18 protein-coding genes and 1 pseudogene are annotated in these 19368 nt (G+C 55.5%); 11 read left to right on the top strand and 8 right to left on the bottom strand.

The annotated features are described in order from the left end of the window. Positions 1 to 37 precede the first annotated feature (37 nt). Positions 38 to 1171 (bottom strand): glycosyltransferase, encoded by a 1134-nt coding sequence (locus RJ40_RS10520; protein WP_265580803.1) that lies wholly within the window; start codon positions 1169 to 1171, stop codon positions 38 to 40. Positions 1172 to 2217: 1046 nt separating this feature from the next. Beyond that, positions 2218 to 3831, bottom strand: coding sequence for a WD40 repeat domain-containing protein (locus RJ40_RS10515; RefSeq protein ID WP_265580802.1), 1614 nt, complete (start codon positions 3829 to 3831; stop codon positions 2218 to 2220). 364 nt (positions 3832 to 4195) lie between these two features. Between RJ40_RS10515 and RJ40_RS10510 the strand changes: the two genes are divergently transcribed. Beyond that, positions 4196 to 4426 carry a hypothetical protein gene (locus RJ40_RS10510; RefSeq protein ID WP_265580801.1) on the top strand — a complete coding sequence of 77 codons (231 nt, stop codon included), beginning with the start codon at positions 4196 to 4198 and terminating at the stop codon, positions 4424 to 4426. A 1046-nt stretch (positions 4427 to 5472) separates the two neighbouring features. Here RJ40_RS10510 and RJ40_RS10505 read toward each other — a convergent pair. The 4 genes from RJ40_RS10505 to RJ40_RS10490 form a co-directional block, all read right to left on the bottom strand. Beyond that, on the bottom strand, positions 5473 to 6489 hold the full coding sequence (locus tag RJ40_RS10505; RefSeq protein WP_265580800.1) for an ATP-grasp domain-containing protein: 1017 nt from the start codon (positions 6487 to 6489) through the stop codon (positions 5473 to 5475). Further along, positions 6486 to 6935 carry a hypothetical protein gene (locus RJ40_RS10500; RefSeq protein WP_265580799.1) on the bottom strand — a complete coding sequence of 150 codons (450 nt, stop codon included), beginning with the start codon at positions 6933 to 6935 and terminating at the stop codon, positions 6486 to 6488. The genes RJ40_RS10505 and RJ40_RS10500 overlap by 4 nt, the downstream gene beginning before the upstream one ends. A gap of 60 nt (positions 6936 to 6995) precedes the next feature. Further along, positions 6996 to 7634, bottom strand: coding sequence for a GNAT family N-acetyltransferase (locus tag RJ40_RS10495; protein ID WP_265580798.1), 639 nt, complete (start codon positions 7632 to 7634; stop codon positions 6996 to 6998). A 134-nt stretch (positions 7635 to 7768) separates the two neighbouring features. Beyond that, positions 7769 to 9139 carry an oligosaccharide flippase family protein gene (locus RJ40_RS10490; RefSeq protein WP_265580797.1) on the bottom strand — a complete coding sequence of 457 codons (1371 nt, stop codon included), beginning with the start codon at positions 9137 to 9139 and terminating at the stop codon, positions 7769 to 7771. Between the two features lie 694 nt (positions 9140 to 9833). On the opposite strand from RJ40_RS10490, the gene RJ40_RS10485 reads away from it, so the two are divergent. Beyond that, positions 9834 to 10202, top strand: coding sequence for a hypothetical protein (locus RJ40_RS10485; RefSeq protein WP_265580796.1), 369 nt, complete (start codon positions 9834 to 9836; stop codon positions 10200 to 10202). A gap of 281 nt (positions 10203 to 10483) precedes the next feature. On the opposite strand, the gene RJ40_RS10480 is transcribed toward RJ40_RS10485, so the two are convergent. Together RJ40_RS10480 and RJ40_RS10475 are read right to left on the bottom strand one after the other, a co-directional pair. Continuing rightward, the gene (locus RJ40_RS10480) at positions 10484 to 10828 is read right to left on the bottom strand and encodes a HepT-like ribonuclease domain-containing protein (protein ID WP_265580795.1); all 345 of its coding nucleotides are present in this window, start codon (positions 10826 to 10828) and stop codon (positions 10484 to 10486) included. Beyond that, the gene (locus tag RJ40_RS10475; RefSeq protein WP_265580794.1) at positions 10825 to 11115 is read right to left on the bottom strand and encodes a nucleotidyltransferase family protein; all 291 of its coding nucleotides are present in this window, start codon (positions 11113 to 11115) and stop codon (positions 10825 to 10827) included. The genes RJ40_RS10480 and RJ40_RS10475 overlap by 4 nt, the downstream gene beginning before the upstream one ends. 717 nt (positions 11116 to 11832) lie before the next feature. On the opposite strand from RJ40_RS10475, the gene RJ40_RS13055 reads away from it, so the two are divergent. The 9 genes and pseudogenes from RJ40_RS13055 to RJ40_RS10430 all read left to right on the top strand — a co-directional run bounded on the left by RJ40_RS13055 (position 11833) and on the right by RJ40_RS10430 (position 19207). Beyond that, positions 11833 to 11916 (top strand): type II toxin-antitoxin system HicA family toxin, encoded by an 84-nt coding sequence (locus RJ40_RS13055; RefSeq protein ID WP_394357404.1) that lies wholly within the window; start codon positions 11833 to 11835, stop codon positions 11914 to 11916. A 629-nt stretch (positions 11917 to 12545) separates the two neighbouring features. Continuing rightward, positions 12546 to 12893, top strand: a complete 348-nt coding sequence (locus RJ40_RS10465) for a UPF0175 family protein (protein ID WP_265580793.1) — start codon at positions 12546 to 12548, stop codon at positions 12891 to 12893. Between the two features lie 298 nt (positions 12894 to 13191). Continuing rightward, complete coding sequence (gene mntA, locus RJ40_RS10460) at positions 13192 to 13611, top strand: type VII toxin-antitoxin system MntA family adenylyltransferase antitoxin (RefSeq protein ID WP_265580792.1); 420 nt, start codon at positions 13192 to 13194, stop codon at positions 13609 to 13611. Further along, positions 13608 to 14033 carry a type VII toxin-antitoxin system HepT family RNase toxin gene (gene hepT, locus RJ40_RS10455; RefSeq protein WP_322743877.1) on the top strand — a complete coding sequence of 142 codons (426 nt, stop codon included), beginning with the start codon at positions 13608 to 13610 and terminating at the stop codon, positions 14031 to 14033. Before mntA ends, hepT begins: the two co-directional genes overlap by 4 nt. Before the next feature lie 297 nt (positions 14034 to 14330). Continuing rightward, on the top strand, positions 14331 to 14534 hold the full coding sequence (locus RJ40_RS10450; RefSeq protein ID WP_265580791.1) for a hypothetical protein: 204 nt from the start codon (positions 14331 to 14333) through the stop codon (positions 14532 to 14534). 150 nt (positions 14535 to 14684) lie between these two features. Further along, complete coding sequence (locus RJ40_RS10445; RefSeq protein ID WP_265580790.1) at positions 14685 to 15767, top strand: DegT/DnrJ/EryC1/StrS family aminotransferase; 1083 nt, start codon at positions 14685 to 14687, stop codon at positions 15765 to 15767. Positions 15768 to 15770: 3 nt separating this feature from the next. Further along, positions 15771 to 16685, top strand: coding sequence for a Gfo/Idh/MocA family protein (locus RJ40_RS10440; protein WP_265582566.1), 915 nt, complete (start codon positions 15771 to 15773; stop codon positions 16683 to 16685). Next, positions 16682 to 17753: pseudogene (gene wecB, locus RJ40_RS10435) on the top strand (non-hydrolyzing UDP-N-acetylglucosamine 2-epimerase). The gene RJ40_RS10440 and the pseudogene wecB overlap by 4 nt, the downstream one beginning before the upstream one ends. Then, positions 17750 to 19207: a nucleotide sugar dehydrogenase gene (locus RJ40_RS10430; protein WP_265580789.1), complete on the top strand. Its 1458-nt coding sequence runs from the start codon at positions 17750 to 17752 to the stop codon at positions 19205 to 19207. The pseudogene wecB and the gene RJ40_RS10430 overlap by 4 nt, the downstream one beginning before the upstream one ends. Positions 19208 to 19368: the final 161 nt, after the last annotated feature.

Below are 19368 nucleotides of genomic sequence, written 5' to 3'. Positions count from 1 at the left end.
TTCGATGAAACATTACCATCTGTACCCCACAGATTGTTCAGTCCATATCATCCAGGATATTTGCTAGTTTTTCTCCCTGTTTCTCCCAACTATAGGCACGTGTCAGATTGAATGCATTATTCCCAATCTGATCCCGTAAACCTGCATTATCGAGAAGCAAATGAGTATTTTCAACAAATTGATCAATATCCGAGGGATCAGATACGAGGGCGGCATTTTTTGACTGAAAGATGCCACTGAGTTCACTTACATCCGATAAGACAATTGGTCTGCCGATTGCCGCATAATTCAGGATTTTTATCGGCGATGCCAGCCTTGTGGTCATCGTATCTTTTATCGACTCAAATGTCACAAGAGAACCACGCATTATGCGAACTGCCTCTTGATATGATACCCATCCACGCACCACAATATTGTTAAGATGGTATTTTTGAATGTTCAGGTGTAATTCATGTTCTGCGACACCCCCGCCGATAAGATGAATTTTCACCTCTGTTTCTTGAAGAGACTTTGCCAGTGCCACGATCGCATCTATATCAAGATGAACGAAAAGAGAACCGACTCTTGAGATCACATCCGGACTTACCGGGACTTGCGAAATGCCATTGCCAATTTTAGATGCAAAGTATCCACTCGGTATAACTTCAATTCTATCTCCCGGAATATTCCATTCGTCAATAACAAAGTTTTTCATGGGTTCTGAGACCACAAGAATTTTAGACGCATTTTTCACAGCACGTTCTTCGACTTTATAGATGCCGCGTTGTATGAATTTTGAAAATGGGAGATTCAAATACAGCGGATCGGTAAAACAAAGATCATGCATGTCCAGTATAAAATCAGAACACCCCATGAGAGATGCAAATCCTGCGAGGGTACTATGTTCGATCTGCAATAACGCACCGGTATTCCGGGCAATCCTTTTTGCTTTTAGAGATAATGCGACGGCCCTCGAAACTTGATTCGTTATCCCTTTTTCCGTGGTGTTTATCGAATGGATATTTATCCCTTCCACATCTTTCGGAAGTGTACCCATCGGCTCCGGAACCACCAGATGAACATCATAATCTGCATTTTTTAAGCCGTTGACAAATGCAATGACTCGATCGGTAGCACCATTCGGGATGCTCACGTCCGAGCCATGCACCATACAGATGGTGGATGTTCTCATTCATCTCACCTCTGCTCCCCCGACTCAGAACCAACAATGAGCAGATGAAAGTTCGCCTTCTTCATCGCCTGCATCATCTCAAGATCAAGGGTGTTGCAGGACCAAACAATCGAAAGAGTCTGTTCCTGGCAACTTCCACAAGACTGTAGAACCCGTTCTCTGCTTGTGGTGAAGGCCTCGTCCTCAAAAAAGACTTCTTTGACCTTCAGGTTAGCCTCTATCCGGACAGGTTCATTCAGGACGCTGGAGATGCTCCTCGCCGGGCATGTTCCACCGGTACGAACTCGAGGACGTATCATCCCAGGACGCTGAACAGACCATGACAACCGGTCCCGTCCCCCCATAATTCTTCGGTGTCTGTAGCACAATAGATATATATTAAAATTTATAAAATTCCGGCCATCACCACAACATGGCAGTGGCGAGTCAAGAACAAAAGGTCGCGAATGGAATGCAGTGAACGACAGACATTTTTAGCCGTGAAGAAATCGTCTGTACTGGTCTTTGTGCGGGGGATTGACCGCCCCCCAAACCCCTGCATGATAAGAGTGCCGGGGATCAGTATTTCTCTCATTTTTCGGCTCTGTAAAATTAGGCATAAGCCGAGAACACGCCTCAGGCATACCGCATGAAAAAGATTTATGGTAGATGACCAGGAGGGTGACGGGAACCGGGTACTTCGCCGCCCCCTGACTATCTTCGCCGTGGGGGGTCCGGTGGGTCTCCCCCCGGCGTGCGAGAGCAGATGAGAATTTCTCGTCCTTCTGGTGGGGCGGCCTGTCTGATCGCCCGCCATCCTCCATGCTCTCGCCGGGGGCGCTGCCCCCGGACCCCCGGGATTGCGATAGGGGCGGGAAGGCGGAGAGAAGAACACGAAGAGGGGATGCGGTCCCCCACCAATCTTCATCCATGGGAAGTCCAGGGGGCAAAGTCCCCCGGTGGAAGATATCTGTCCATAATTTCCGGAAGAAAGCGCTTCGGTTCAAGTGAGTCTTCAACCCTCTGAGAGTTTGGGGATATGCTCAACCAGAAATAGTCCTGACCCTCTATCCCATCCGTTCTGCAATGTGCAGATATGCAGCCGCGAGCGCCTCCACTTCACGCACATCCGGCGGCTCGAGGGCGTAGCCGAGGCGGTCCGCGGCCGCAAAGAAGGCGGCGAGATCGTGCCGCTGTCCCGGGCAGGCATCGAGGGCATCGGCGGTGGTAAAGATGTGGGCACCGGTCCGCACTCCGACCAGGACAAGCATCTGCTGCGAGATGATCTGGGCCGCTTCCCGGGTTTTTCCCTGCTCCATAAAGGCCTCCCAGGATGCGACGGGTTCTTCCTCCTCCAGAACAAGGGGTATCTCCGTGGATGATGCAGATCGTTCGCTCCCCTCTTCTACCACCCGCACCTCGGGGAGAGAAGAACGCCGGCGATGAAGATAACCTGCCCCGAGGACCACGCCACCGATGAGCAGCCCGACCAGCAGGAGAGGAAGGCCGACGCCTTCCTTCGGATCAGGAGCGGGGACGGCCGTCGGGACGGCGGTCGTCGTAGCCACGGCAGTCGGAGTCGTCGGACTCGCGGTCGTTATGACCGTGGTCGTCTGCACCTCAGCCGCAGGCGCTGGGAGGGATACAGGAACAGTCGTAGAAAAACCGATGATCTCATGAGAAGAGGCAGCGACGCCGGCGGTGCCGTCGGCGGTGAGGGCGACATGGTCAACCCAGCCGTCGAGGGGGTACGTCTTGAGCACCTGGCCTTCGCCGTCGAAGAGGTAGGCCTGCCCATCCATGGATCCGGCAAGGACATGAGAGCCATTCTCAGAGACGGCGACATCCCGGATCCAGCCACCGGCGGTGAACGTCCAGAGTTGCTCTCCGCCTCTATCAAAGCATATGAGAGTGTTGTCCTGCGAGCCGGCAAGGACGCGGGAGCCGTTCGAGGAGAGCGCCAGCGCTGTGACCGGACGGTGGGACTTATATTCCCAGAGGAGTGCACCGGTGCGGTTCAGAAGGCGGACGCCGGCATCCGAGGCGGCGGCGATCTCGTCTCCTGTCCCGGAGACGGCGACGGCGGTGCCGCCCTCCAGTTCGTCCTCGTGCGCCCAGAGTTTTCTTCCGTTGCCGGTATAATAGAAAAGGCCGCGGCTGGAGATGACCGCGGCGTACGTCCCCTTCTCTGAGAGGGCGATGTCGCTGATCCAGGAGCGGTGATCGTTCTTCTCATCGTCATCAGGATCGCCCCGGGTATCGACGGTGGCACGGAGGGTGCCGTCAGCATTGAAGAAATGCACCCTTCCAGGGAGGTCTGCGACCACAAGCCGCGTGCCATCTGAGGAGAGGGCTAGGTCCACAGTATCGGAATCAAGGTCGTCTCTCCAGAGCACCGTGGCGTTCCTGGCGAAGAGAGTGAGTTGCTGGCCTCGTGCAGCGGCGATCGAACGGCCGTCTGCAGAGCAGTCAGTCATCTCAGCCGAGCACTCTGTCCAGAGGACGGTGCCGTTGCCGGTGAGAAAACAGAGGCGTTCCCCGTTTGTCAGAACATACGACCCGTCCGGGGTCATGGTGAGCTCACCGATCGCGGACGGCACAGAAAGGTTCCAGAGGGGTTCCTCTGCGAGGACGCCGGCAGGCAGGCAGGCAAGAAGGAGACAGATCCAGAGGGGGGCCATGCCTCTGGCCGTTGCCGTCGCAGATACCATGTCTCCGAAGTATTACCGAGAGGCGTGATAAATATTCTGATTTGAATATTTCTGGAATAGATCTGACGATATGACCCCCTGGCGGCGATTTCATCCTGAAATTCTGGTTCTGTTGAATCAGGCATGAACCCCTGGCTCAAGCATACGGGATGAAAATTTCTCGTTGCAGTTCTCCTGAGTGCGGAGGGATACTTGATTCCTCTCCTCGCAACAGGGCACCTGAAGGGTACTGTTCAATTGCCGCCCCTCGGCTATCTTCGCCGTGGGGGGTCCGGGGGGCACTCGCCCCCCGGTATGAGACGACGGTGAAGATTCTGCGGTCGGGGCGGCACGCATGATCATCACCCCTTCCCACATTTTCACGCCGGGGGCAGAGCCCCCGAACCCCCGGGACGAAGATGGGGGCGGGAAGGCAGAGAGCCCGAACATTCTGAGGGCGGTTTTTTTTCTCCGTATATCAGGTATGAGAGAAATCTGTGTGTTCAAATTCTCATCCATAACTCCAGAATTGAACGTCTGGATCATTTTCATGGTAAACCCTCAATTCCTCTTCTCCTGGCCTTGAGGGTGGCGGGAACCGAGCACCTCGCCGCCCCTCGGCCATCTTCGCCGTGGGGGGGTTCGGGGGGTTCCCCCAGCGAGAGAGAGCAGGGCAACGTTTCTTGTTCTTCTGGTGGGGCGACCCTTCTGATCGACGTCCCTTCCCCTTATGTTCTCGCCGGGGGCTCTGCCCCCGAAACCCCCGGGATTGCGATAGAGTGGGAAGGCGGACGGGGAATCGTTCAGAGGGGGTTCCCGTCCTCTGCCGATCCATCACGGAGGAGCAAGGGTGTGAGCAGCCCCTCATGGTCACGCCAGAAGAGGAATTCAACAGAGCCGAAATTCTTCTATTGCTATCCCGGAGTTCTCCCTGATCGGCGGCGCCGTCACCATGACAGGTGATGAATCGATACAGGCGCGACATCGTATCGATCGAATTCATCCCGAGTGCGATGCCGAGCACCGACCTCCGCTTCGGCGGGCCAAGGGCCGTCCATGCAGGAGAGAAACACCAGTGGCTGCATTTGTCCTGTCTTCCGTCAACAAGACGGCGGTGCGGAAACGTGACACACTGATCGCTGATGCCGCCGCCTCCAGCGGCACCATCGAGAGCATCCCTGTCGACAACCCCTGAGGCTGCACCTCCACCCTGACCGGCTTCAACGCCGCAAAGACCAAACTCTTCTCGCGAACACCGAACTCGAAGCGGCCTTCGGCGACACCGCTATCGCCGAACCTGACTGCTGGCCGTACAGAACTCCCTTAAGGAGTTTCCTTCCAGTCTGACGACTACATGCGAATCGATTTCAAGCGGTGCCGGGATCTCGTCAGGCACCATCGATACGGCCGAGCGCTGCATCGACGTCTTCCTCCTCTGGCACACTGCCTGAACAGGGAGGGGATGATGTTCTACGAGAAGATGCTGCGGCATTGTAGAGAGGAGGGAGCGTGGCGGGTCGAAACTCTCGAAATGCTTTTGACGGTACCTGATGAAAATTCCAGGAGGATTTTCAGAAACCTTTCACTTAACCGGGACAGATATTTTATAACTGATGCCCCCCAGGCCCCGGGTTAATCGAGGTCTCCCATAATATTTCTTCTGACTCCACGCAGACATCCCAGAGTCAGTTCGGTTACGGATTTCAGCGAATTGAGTTTGTAGAAATCCTTATACTCAACACATGTTTGAATATATTCTAGAATGCCATACTCTACCAATCGATTCATGAAAATTATATTCGATGTTTTCGGTTCAGTGTAATCGATGTCAAATAATTCCTTGAGGAATACTGAATTATTCATAAATGCTAATTCTATTGAAGCCCAGAACTTTGCATTTACTTCCATGAATACATAATCATCCCTTTTTGGGCAATATTTAAATTCAACCAGACCCCATCCACTGAGATTCAATCTCTGGATTATCCGCTTCGTATACTCAATTAATCCTGGATCATCAAAAATTGTCAATACCACGCCAGAGCCACCGGCACGAGGGTAACTCAGCAACTCCTTTTGAATAAAGGAGGTAATCATATGTCCCTCATGCGCAAGAAAAGCAACACCATACGTAGAGGGAGAATTAATATACTCCTGATAGATCTGTCCTTTTTCGTTGAAAACTCCCCTTAACTCACTTTTATCTTTCAAAATTCCCCTGGCCCCTCCACCCCTCTCAAAGTCCTGTTTGTAAAATACCGGATATTCAAGGACTTCATCAAGATCTGAATACATATCCGGGATTGGAATGCCGATTTCACGTACAATTTCGAGCGTTTTTACTTTATCGAAGACTATGAGATTTGCTTTATCATACTTGATATTACCAATATTTATCGTCCCTTTTTGAGTGATCTCTTGAAAGGTGCTTTTCGCACCGGTAGGGATTATCAGATCATAGTTCTCCGGGATCAAGTCGCTATCTGAGGGCACCACAATCATTTCATCAAAATAAGAAAATCTTCCTGGAATTGGAACGCCCTCCTCATATCCACCGACTACATAATACCTATCCGAATGTTTTTTGATATATTTTGCAATCGAGACCGACTGGTCTAAATCAGGCTGTAGAATAAGGATTTTTTTCATTTTGCCGTGACCTCCTGGAACGGCAAAGAGAAATTTTTGCTCCCGGCATTCCGAAAGGCAACGCGGGTTTCCCACTTATCGATGCGAGGGATTATAGAGAGACTATTCCTCCCAGACAATTGAACCTGGCAATTTTCTCCTGCAACCCTCAAGCCAGGTTTTTTGTCTGTTCTGGGGGATGCATCACAGGACATTTCCATCATCGAATAAAAATACCTTGAGTCCTCCTGTTGGATGGTATTTTCGATGACAATGAATTTCAGAAAAGGAAAAACATCCCCGGATTCTGGAAAAATAAATGCACCACTCTCAAGATCCTGATGATCCACACAGAGGTTCGACAAGTGACAGGCGTAGACCGGAGTACCCTGGCGGCCCAGTTTCTGAATGATACTCAGATCATTATACTGGCATCCGAAAACGAAAGCAGGGGTCTTGTTCTTCATATATATCAGAGATTCTTTTTCAGAAATAGATTCCCAGGAAATATCCGGGAGTGAAATAAATTAGATTCTCTTAAACTTTGTACCCCTAAATAACAAAAGAAACTCCCATTTCCCGGTGCAATTTGTTACCGACATCAGGTTTTTTCCAAAAAATTTTATTAAGTAATTGACCCCCCCGAAATTATAATTCATCTTCTGTGCTCCTTGGAGTGATGCATCATTCGATCCCTCTATAATACCCACAACAGTCCTATCCGGATAATGATTATACCAATAATCAAATGCAGCATATCGTAAATGTGATGAAATACCTCTCCTACGGTATTTACTGTTTACATAGAGCTGAGCAAAACGTACCTGATCGGGGGTATACTTACAGTTATCATATATAATAGGCTCAGAGGGAATAAGAACGACAATACATCCCGCCGTTTCACCATCATAACTTGCAGAGATGAGAACACTATTCTTAAAATTCGTTAAGATTTTCTTAATGCTCCCCAGAACATCCTTATCATCGACTATATCGGCCAGAAGTCCCGGGATATATTCCTCATCACCGGTATTTTCGATTTTACATGCAATACTTTCATCTTTTTTGGGTACACGCAGTCCGGGAAAATGTTCTTTATTTGTCAAAAAGACATATCTTTTTTTTAAGAAGTTATTTTCAACAATTTTTTCTATCCCAGGAATCATTTCTACCCCCCCTCCCCCATATTCTTAGCAATTACGACGCACACCACAATATTTCATCAAAGATATAATCACATTGTGATATCCGCATTTCTCCTTTCTATAACCCCATCATTCGATCCAGTTATTATACTTATCTAGTGCGTTATCTCCGACGAAAAGTTGGCAATCGCCTTCAAATTCATTATGAACCCAACGATATACATCACCAACATAACAAATGCATAAATTATTATAGTTGTTATTACAGACAATTCGAGCAAAAAACTCAGATAAAATGAGATAATAATCCCGATAACACGTGCAACATTCCACATGAACGCCCAGTGATTATATCCATACAATGACAAAGTACCTATTGGTGAAAAAATAAATTGTGGGATGACCATCAACGCCAACGGCCAGCAATACCATCCCGCCTCCACCCATGCCCCACCAAAAATGATCGGAACCACAAACGGGGCACACAACGCCGGGATACCAATGAGAGGGACGGCAATCATCGATAAATGCCTGAATGTTCTCATATAGAACATTCGCAGTTCTCGGGACTCCTCCCTGACCATCTTTGACGCTTCGCCAACGTATGCCTGCCCCATCGACTGTGAGATGACACTGACAGGAAGCACCATCACCATATGGGCAAGGGCGTAGAAACCGACAACCTGTGCATCATAGAGTGCGAGCAACATAAGCGGCGGGAGTTGCAAGGACATGGTGTTCACGATAGAGGCCGGCAGATTAAATATTGGAAAACTCCGGTATGTTTTTGCAACACCCTTCATGCCGCTCAAGGATATGGCCTTGAGGTTTTCTCTCTCCTTCCTCCACATAGCACGTGCAAACGTGCCGATTCCCACGATCTGAGAGACGATATGCCCGATTATCAGGCCCACTGGCCCTAATGAGACAATACCAAGGAGGATCTTGCACACTGCACCCCCTGCACCCTGATTGATCTTTGTGTAGGTGATCCTCTTGTAATCCCTCTGCCGGATTGCCCAGTAGTTCAGTATTGTATAGAGCCCCATCCCGAAGAAACCGATAAGCAGGAACCAGATATACCGCTCAAGGGTATCCAGACCAAAGGCATCGATCAGAAGTTCCCTTCCAGAGAGGAGAATCAGTGCAAACCCCGCGGTTGTAATGATCAGGAGGACGAGACACAGTCCAAACAAATTTGCCGCATCTTCATCTTGTTTTGGTAATGCATAGGCAAACTCATACCGAAAAGTGGCGCCGGTCCCGACGATCCCCAATATGGATGAATATACCGCAAGAACACCCAGATCAGACGGAGTATAGAGGCGCGTAATGAGCAGCATCGAAATGATACCGATCAACTGGGCAACTGCGGTGCCGCTGCCAAGGATGAGTACGCCCCTGTAAAGTGGATTATCCAGGATAAACTCGAACACACGAGAAGCATACGGGTTTCTCTTCACGACGGGGAGGATCAGGTGTGAAAAAAACCTGGTAATTATTCCCTTCTGCTCGTTGCCTGTCATGCACCCTGACTCAAAGGCACTCCGATGTACCGGGAGTATGCTCTCATATCGATTCTCTCCTGAATGTGCTGGATCCTGGCTTCATATTATTTCTGATGCAGCGTCTGGATGGGGTGACACTATGCACTGCGAACCGATGCATCAAGGCAACCCATAATCCCCGACCGATACAACCCATCACCATAACCTGAGTTATAACACTGCCGGAGACGATTTTGAGGACTCTGGTGATGTGATCAGACATTGGAATATTTTTGATATCTTCTAACCCTGTTCATTTCATTTATATCGATTGGATTCCCGATGAGGTTTCCTCCAGGTGCATAATCAAGACCATAGGGGGGATCAGGAGGTTCATCTAAATGGGCAAGGAGACCCCGGCCTTCAGGCCGGGGAGGAATTGCCCGTCACCTCCGGTACATTTTTCTGCTATCATGGTCAGCATCTGAATGTGATCCGGACAATCACGTTCAAACTTCAGTTGCCTGAAGGTGGCCCTACTGCTCTCCTCAATACGATGAGAGCCTATTCCATCGCGTTCTCTGCCTCTGCACAGTGGGGGTCCAAGGACCATACGTGGAATAAGGTGGAGAACCACAAGGCAACCTACAAGGGTGTTCGTGAGACTGTTCCTGATCTTCCGTCCTCTCTGGTGCAGGGTGCGCGAGATTGCGCGTGTGAGGCCCTGAAAGCCGTGAAGTGTAAGACCATACCCGAACGAAAGCCGTTCGCCGCTATGCGGTACAATCAACGAGTCATCACGGTGAACCTGGTGCGGGGTCTTGCTACCATTGCATCGGTGAAAGGACGGATCAAAGCGACGTTTCCGATCTCCGAGTATCATCGCCAGTACCTCTCCTGGAAGGTCACGACTTCGACTCTCTCCTATGACAGGAGAAAGAAGGTGTTTTACCTCCACATCTCGATGGAGCATCCAGACGTGGAACCAGTGCAGGAGGTTAAGGTACTCGGGATCGACCGTGGGATTGTGAATGTCTTCGATATCTGTGCGATGCTGAACACCGACCTCCGCCTCGGCGTGCCCGGTACGGACGAGATCTGATCCGGCACGGAATCCTCAGCAGAGGGAGGCTCACGAACCTCAAGGCGATGAAAGGGTTCAGAACCATCCGTCGTCCACCGCTCCGGAGCGATCGACGACGCCCTCACGTTTGCGATCCTGCAGGAGCATATCGGAGATTTCGCCCAGTTCAGGCAGGAGATCGAGGCATTTTTGCGCAGCCGGGATGCCGCGGCCGACACCCGGGACTGACTATGAAGGTCCATCCTTTTCTGGAAAGAGAGGACATTTTAAAAAAAGCGCAGCCCTCGATCGTCTCCGGTTCAGGGGCCCTGCTGCAACGTGGCCAGGATCTCTGCAACTGCCCGCTTCAGTGCAGGGAGATCCTGTTCGACGACGTCCCACACCGCGTCCAGGTCCACCCCCATATACCGATGGATCAGGATATCACGAAGACCGGCAATTGCACGCCATGGGACGTCGGGACGTTTTTCTTTCACCTGTTCTGAGACCTGCTTCACCGCCTCGCCGATGATCTCGAAGTTCCGGATCACCGCATCCTGCACCATCGGGGATGCCATGAACGCCTCCCGCCCTCCCCGGGTGTAGGACTCGATCCTGCCAGCACACTCAAGGATATGGATGAGGTACAGCCGGTCGTCTTTCACAGGGGGACGGCCTCCTGGTGGATGCGGTCCCTGATATACCAGTGCAGTCCACCCTCGGTCACGACGTCGACCTTGCGGCCGAGCAGGTCCTCCAGATCCTGGACAAGGGCGACATGGTCGAGGAGATTTCGTCCAGGTTCAAATTCGACGAGCAGATCGATGTCGCTCTCCGGGGTCTCCTCACCCCTGACAGCCGAGCCGAAGAGCCGGACCGTACGGGCACCGTGGCCTGCTGCGATCCGCAGGATCTCATCCCTCTTTTCCAGCACATCTGCATACAGGCTCATCTGATCTTCTCCTATCTGAATAGAGGGAGATAAGAGTTGCCATGATAATGACCCCGGGCAATCTTCGAAGTCCCCCCACGGCCCTCGTCCGGGATCGGGACGAGGGTGAACGACCCCACCCTGAAGAACCCGGGCTTCCTGTCTCATCCTCCCTCTCTTCAAGCACCGTCTCGATGCCTCTATCGGGGAGCGGGCGATTGCCTCCGAAGTGAGGTTGTCAGGAGTGCCGCCATCAGGACCAAACTTCAGGAGATGAGCGGGAGCATCGGCATGGTCCAGGACCATATGCCTGATTCAGTCGGGGCATTCACCTCGTACGGAACTCCTATATATTGCCATGTATCACTCTCCAGTGGAGGGATCATGGCAGAGACTCGTCTCCGTTACACTGTCCTCATGGAGCAGAATGAGGATGGAGGGTACACCGTAACCGTCCCTTCCCTTCCCTTCCCGGGTGCATCGGCGAGGGATCGATCCAGGAAGAAGCACTGGCACATATTGAAGAGGCAATCGCGGGGTACCTCGAGGTAGCCAGAAAACCGGGAAAGCCCATTCCGGTTGAGGTCTCTGTACCTCTGAACACGAGCAATGCAACATGAAACTCCCGATAGTCCTGGCCCTGAATAGAGCCGGCTTCGAGGAGGTTGGAATACGGGGCAGCCACCATTACCTCATCATCCCGGGCGCGGCGTCATCGTCACGGTCCCTGTACATTCAGTGAAAAACCTTGCCCCTAAGACCCTTCAGACGATTCTTCTCCAGGTCGGGCTGACCGTCGAGGAATTCCAGGCGTTCCTGTAACTGTAATTCTGTCGAAGTGAACGCCCGATCTCCCCCTGCACGCAACGATCCCTTCATGAAGAACGCATTCCCGGTTCCATCTCCGGGCAGGGATTGACCCCCCCGCTCATGGGGGATGCGTATCCACCCGGACCGACGGCCCTCTCCCCCCCAAATACGCCTATATTGTCCCCGGATTCAGGGAGCCGGCCCCGGATCCGGGGCCGGACCAGGCTTCGTTCCAGATCTCCCAGGAGAGACCATTTTTCCCCCGGTGCACGATGGAAACCACCCCTCACCCGGCCCGCAGACGCCCCATATGACTGCAGGTAATGTCATCCATCCTGGCGCCGCGGTACGCCCCTGAAAATAGTGGAAACAGAGCCCGGATCAGGGGCTGATTTCCGGGGATCGCCACCGAGAAACGGGATGCGGATCCCCCGCCAATCTTCATCAGCGGGCAGTCGGGGGTCGGCAAGCCCCCTGGTAGAGGAGAAAGTTCAGCATTTCTGGAAGGGAGCGCTTCGGTCCGAGGAGATGTTCAACCCCGGAGAGTTTTGGGATATGCTCATGGTCAAAAATAGGCGGCCTTTCTTTCCTGACTCTTCAATAGTATTATACGATCTACGCTCCACCCTTCCCCATACAGTATGTCAGACATCACGATCGTGGTGCCCGAGGATATCGTCCAGGCACTCCGTCTTCCTCCCGATACGATCCAGGCCGCACTGCAGCAGGAACTCGCCCTGGCACTCTACCAGCGTGGCATCCTCTCGTCTGGAAAGGCCTGTGCTCTCGCAGGGGTGAACAGATGGGAATGGGAGCAATTGCCTGGAGCACAGAAGATCCCCAGGCACTATGCCAATGAGGATCTCGACCAGGACAAAAGCCTATGCCACGAGCAGTCAGTAACTCCTCACCGCTCATCCACCTCGCAAAGATCAGTCGTTTCAATCTGCTCCATCGATTTTCATCAGTGTGTATTCTGTCTGGCATGAGGTCGTAGAAGAGGGAAGAGGAGATCATCCCTCGCCGTGGTTCCGGACAGACGGCATGCAAACCCTTGCGTGAGGAGAAGTGTTCCCCTCTTCACACTCGATCCAAATATCGCTACCTCCAACCCCCAGGATTTCGGTCGACCAAACGCCAGGGCACCTGATCTCTTCTCTTCTGGACGGAATCCTGCAGAAGAATGGATGCACGCTACCACCAGGCTTTCAGTGCAACGCTAGTTTTATCCTGCCTTCACCCAATCCTAGTATCAGGTTAGAAGTCACTATGTCTTCAGGGGGAGATATGAACGATCGTGAGAGAGAAGAGATGATCATAGAGATCAGCCGGTGCCTCTCCGGTGTCGAGGATCTGCTGCTGGGTTATCTCTATGGCTCGTTCCTGGCGCGAAGCGACTTTCATGACATCGACATAGGGCTTATCGTTTCCGGGGAAAGGAGCCCATATGAACTCTTCAGATATGCTATGAAGATCGCAGCCGATCTGGAACGATGCATCACGCCGAGATACGAGGTTGACCTTCGGATTCTCAATACCGCACCCGTGGAGTTCCAGTATGAAGTGGTGAAGACGGGAAGGGTTGTCTTTGCCAGGGATGAGAGCCTGCGAGTTGCATTTGAGGCTGATGTGCTGGCGAAGTACCTCGATCTCAAGCCCCTCTACGATAGGATGGACCGCTCGCTTCTTACAACAGGGGCCACATGAGAATTCTTCACCACATGCGGGAACTCCAGGATGCGATGGGGGACTGGGAACGATATCAATCCATCTCCAGGGAGCAGTTCTTTTCTGATCGAGATACCCGGAATATGGTCTTTCATGCAATGTTGGTCGGGATCCAGTCGGCGATCGATATTGCAACCGATCTGATCGCAGAAGAGCGGCTCAGGAAACCTGCAAGTTACCGCGAGACTTTTGAGATCCTCGGCGAGAACGGGATTCTCCCTGAACCGCTTACCCGTGATCTCTCGGCCCTGGCAGGATTCCGGAATGTCCTGGTCCACATCTACTGGGATCTGGATCTCGAACAGGTCTATGCAATCTTGCACCAGGATCTCGGTGCCCTCACGGCATTCCGGGATGCCATCCTGGAGCATCTTCACGACCGATCTTCGGGGAACCCATAATGGTGTCGCAGATCGGCTCTGGAGAATCGGGCATGAACGTGGGGTTCATGCAAAATTCTATACAGTCACCGTCCCCCGGCCATCTTCGTCCAGAGGAGGAGGCCAACCCCTTCGAACCTCTTTGAGAGATACCCCATAGTTCTTCCCGGCCGCATCCCGGGAAGAAGGGCTCATCCCCCCGATGAAGAAACATCCCGACACTCTCACGCTCACTTTCACCCCCCGCACACGCCCCTCATTTATCCCTCTCCCCTCCCACCTCCCTCTGGTGTGCGAAGACACCGGAGAGCGATCACCATGCCATCAAAGAAGACTCCTGCCGGGACGAGGAGCGTGTACCCCGTCCCCCTGTACCTCGTCCCCCACGTCCTGGCCGCCGAGATGCGCCAGACCGAAGGCGAGATCGCCGAGATCACGATCAGACGGGGTGGCTGGCACTCGTACCTGATCACGGTGAGGGTAGAGGACGAGGAGGGAGAGGGCGGGCCCTCTCCCTCGTGAATGTCCCTCTTTTTTCCAGGGAAAAATTTCCCCCTCCATCGGCTCCATCTCTTCCGAATCTGTTTAACTCCCCCTGATTCCCAGAAGAAAATACAAACTTTTATAAAAAGACACACGAAAATAACAGCGCATTCAATCAGGAGCACCCCCATGCAGATCCCAATCGCACAGCCCTCCCTCGGAAGCGAGGAAGCAGAGGCCGTCACCGTCGTCCTCGACTCGGGTATGATCGCCCAGGGCCCGGAGACCGCCGCGTTTGAACAGGAATTCGCCGCGTACTGCGGTGTCCCGCACGCCGTCGCCGTCAACTCCGGCACCGCGGCCCTCCACGCCGCGCTGCTCGCCGCCGGCGTCGGGCCAGGCGACGAGGTGATCGTCCCGGCCTTCACCTTCTTTGCGACCGCCTCCTCGGTCTCGATGTGCGGGGCGGTGCCGGTCTTTGCGGACGTCGAGCGGGCGACCGCCACGGTCGACCCGGCCGATGTGAGCGCGAAGATCACCCCCCGGACAAAGGCCGTCATCGGTGTCCACCTGTACGGCCAGCCCTGCGACGCCGGGGCGCTGCGCGAGATCTGCGATGATAATAATCTCGTCTTCATCGAGGACGCCGCCCAGGCCCACGGCGCGGAATATCACAGACAGAGGACCGGGTCGCTCGGCGACCTCGCCTGCTTCTCCTTCTATGCGACGAAGAACATGGCGACCGGCGAGGGCGGGATGGTGACGACCGGCTCTGATGACTATAAGGTACTCCTCCGCCGGATCATCAACCACGGCCAGGCCGACAAATACCTCCACACCGAACTCGGCTACAACTACCGGATGACCGACCTCGCCGCGGCGGTCGGCCGGGTGCAGCTCAAAAAACTCGACGGCTTCAACCGCCGCCGGCAGGAGAATGCCGACTATTACCGCACCCACATCACCGCACCTGGCCTGGTGCTCCCCGCGGTCGCCCCCGGCAGGACGCATGTCTGGCACCAGTACTCCCTCCAGGTCACCGACGCCTTCCCGCTCTCGCGGGACGACCTGATGGCCCATCTCCGCGAGCAGGGGATCGGCTGCGCCGTCCACTATCCCGTAGCCCTGAACCACCAACCCCTCTATGCCGGGGCCGACGCCTGCCCGATCTCCGAGAAACTCGCGGCCTCGGTGCTCTCCATCCCGGTCCACCCCAACGTCACCGACGAGGGCCGGGCGTACATCTGCGACGCGATCAACGAGGTGGCCTGAATGATGGACGCGGGCGTCATCGGCACCGGGGCGATGGGAAGAAACCACGTCCGGGTGTACACCGAACTCAAGGAGGTCGGCACCACCTATGTCTATGATCTCGATACTGCCGCTGCCGAGGAGGTCGCGGCCGCGACCGGCGCCGAGGTCTGCCGCTCGATGGACGAACTCCTCAGCAAGGCCGAGTGCGTCTCGGTCTGCGTGCCGACGCCGTACCACTTCAGGACCGCCGGCGAGTTGATCGCCGCCGGGGTGCACACCCTCGTCGAGAAGCCAATCTGCCTCACCGCGGAGGAGGGGGCGGCCCTCATCGCCATGATCCCCGACGACGTCGTCGTCGGCGTCGGGCACATCGAGCGTTTCAACCCGATCGTCACCGAGATCGCCGGGCTCGTACACGACCCCCTGTACGTCGCCTTCCACCGCCACAACCCGGCCTCGGCCCGCGTCACCGGCTCCTCGGTCGTCGAGGACCTGATGATCCACGACATCGACGTCGCCTTCAACATCCTCTTCCCTGACCAGGAGTACACCCTCCAGGCCACCGGCACGGCGGACGTCGCCTCGGCCCTCGCCACCTTCGGCACCACCCCGGTCTACCTCTCCGCCTCCCGCAAGTCCTCCAAGAAGGTGAGGTCGATCTACATCGAGGAGGAGAACCGCACCATCGAGGCCGACTTCATGGCCCAGGAGGTGTACGTCTACCGCAAGCCCTGCACCTACGACCAGACCAACGGGCTGTACCACCAGGAGAACATCATCGAGAAGCTCCTGGTGAACAAGGTCGAGCCCCTCAAGACCGAACTCCAGACCTTTGTGCGCTGCGCCCGCGACCAAAAACCCTTCCCGGTGACGCCCGCACAGGGGCTTGCCAACGTGCAGGTCTGCGACGCGATCAGAGAGGGCGTGGCGCTGTGAAGGTCCTCTCCATCGTCGGGGCTCGCCCCCAGTTCATCAAGTGTGCCCCGCTCTCCGCCGCCCTCCGACGAAACCACCAGGAGGTGCTCGTCCATACCGGCCAGCACTATGACGCCGCTCTCTCAGACGTCTTCTTCCGCGACCTCGGGATCCCGACCCCCGACTACAACCTGGGGATCGGGTCAGGCCGCCATGGTGAGCAGACCGGGAGGATGCTCGCCGCCATCGAGGAGGTCATCCTCCAGGAAGATCCCGGAATGGTACTGGTCTACGGTGACACGAACTCCACCCTCGCCGGCGCCCTGGCAGCGGCAAAGCTCCATATCCCGGTGGCGCACGTCGAGGCCGGCCTGCGAAGTTTCGACCGGACGATGCCAGAAGAGGTGAACCGCGTGCTCACCGACCACTGCTCTACCCTCCTCTTCTGCCCGACCGAGACGGCGGTGCAGAACCTGGCGGCCGAAGGGGTCACGGCCGGCGTCCACCTCACCGGCGACGTGATGGTCGACGCCCTCCGCCACAACCGCACTCTCGCAGAGGAGCACGCACCCTTCCCGGAGCTGGAAGAGGGCGGCTACTATCTCGCCACCGTCCACCGCGCCGGCAACACCGACCACGAGGAGCACCTGCGGTCGATCATGGAGGCCTTCGCCGCCCTCGACCTGCCGGTGATCTTCCCGGCCCATCCGCGCACCCGCAAGTACCTCACCGCGTACGGCATCAAGACGGGGGAGAACGTTCGCATCACAGAGCCACTCCCGTATCTGGAGATGCTCCACCTCCTCAGCAAGGCGTGCGGTCCTCACCGACTCGGGCGGGGTGCAGAAGGAGGCCTATATCCTCCAGGTGCCCTGCGTCACCCTGCGGGAGAACACCGAGTGGGTGGAGACCATCAAGGACGGCTGGAACGTCCTCGTCGGCGCGGACCGGGAGAGGATCATCGCGGAGGCGCAGCAGGCGGGGGTTCAGAACCGCCGCCACTCAACTCGCTTCGGCGACGGCACCGCCGCAGAACAGATCGCCGCGATCATCGCGGATTATGAATCGATATCGAGATGTATACCATGACCACGAACCTCACTTCACTCATCAAACAGCGCGGCCCCATCCGCACCATCGGCGTCTTCGGCATGGGCTATGTCGGCATCCCGGCCGCCCTCCTCTTCGCAAACGCTCCCGGGACCGAACACGTCTACGGCTTCCAGCGCGACTCGCCCACCTCGGGCTACAAGATTGCGATGCTCAACAGGGGCGAGTCGCCCCTCAAGGGCGAGGAGCCCGGGCTCGGAGACCTCCTCAAAAAGGTCGTCTCAGCCGGAACATTCTCCTGCACCCCAGACTTCTCAAAGGTCGCCGGGTGCGACGCCGTCACCCTCGCGATCCAGACGCCCTTCAGGGACAAAAAAGACCTCCTCCCCGACTTCACTCCCCTCATCGAAGGGATCCGAAACGTAGGCCGACACCTCACGCCCGGCACCCTCGTGGTCCTTGAGTCGACGATCACCCCGGGCACCACCGCGGGCATGGCCCGCGAGATCCTCGAAGCGGAGTCAGGCCTTGTCGCGGGGGAGGACTTCGCCCTCGCCCACGCCCCAGAGCGGGTGATGGTCGGCCGCCTCCTCCGCAACATCCGCGAGCACGACCGCTGCGTCGGCGGCATCGACGAGGTCTCCACCCGGCGGGCCGTCGAGCTCTACTCCCGCGTCCTCACCACCGGCCAGGTCATCCCGATGACCGCCACCGCCGCCGAGGTGACGAAGACTGCGGAGAACACCTTCCGCGACCTCCAGATCGCCGCCATCAACCAGCTCGCCCTGTACTGCGAGGCGATGGGCATCAACGTCTACGACGTCCGTGCCGGCGTGGCCTCCCTGAAGGGCGAGGGCATCACCCGTGCGGTCCTCTGGCCCGGCGCCGGCGTCGGCGGCCACTGCCTCACCAAGGATACTTACCATCTGGAGCGAGGGGTGCAGCAGCTCGGGCCTGATGATCTTGACTATCCGACAGGCCGGGAGTCGCTGTACACCCTTGCTCGGGGGATCAACGACTTCATGCCGGTGCATATGCTCCGGCTGACGGAGTCGGCGCTCGCGCAGGCGGGCAAGACGCTGGAGGGGGCGAAGATTGCGCTGCTCGGGTGGGCGTTTATCAACGATTCGGATGATGCACGGAACACCCCGTCGGAGCCGTTTTATGAGATGGCCCGTGCGGCGGGCGCGGAGGTGCGTGTGCATGATCCGTGGGTGGACCCCGCGACGGCGCCGGATGTGCCAGCGGGGCTGAGTCGTGATTTAGAGGGTGTGCTTGAGGGTGCAGATGCGGTGGTGGTGTTTGCCGGGCATAAGGAGTATCGGGGACTGGTGCCGGCGCGTGTGAGGGAGTTGTGTGGATGTGCGCATCCCGCGATCATCGATGGGCGGAATGTTGTGAATCCTGATGTCTGGATCGACGCCGGCTTCGCCTATAGGGGGATCGGGAGAGGGGATAAAAACAGACATATTATTGAAAAAATGGCCCTGTAGAAAACCTCACTTTTTCTAGGTTTAAGTCTGATTCAACCGCCTTCCCCCATGCTCACGCCGGGGGCTCTGCCCCCGGACCCCCGGGATTGCGATAGGGACGGGAAGGCACTATCAATGACGATGAAGAGGGTATTGCCGTCCCCTGCCCATCTTCGCGCGGG

The sequence above is a fragment of the Methanofollis aquaemaris genome (assembly GCF_017357525.1).
Lineage (GTDB): Archaea > Halobacteriota > Methanomicrobia > Methanomicrobiales > Methanofollaceae > Methanofollis > Methanofollis aquaemaris.
Note: the sequence above shows the minus strand (reverse complement) of the source record. Positions and strands in the feature narration are given on the sequence as shown.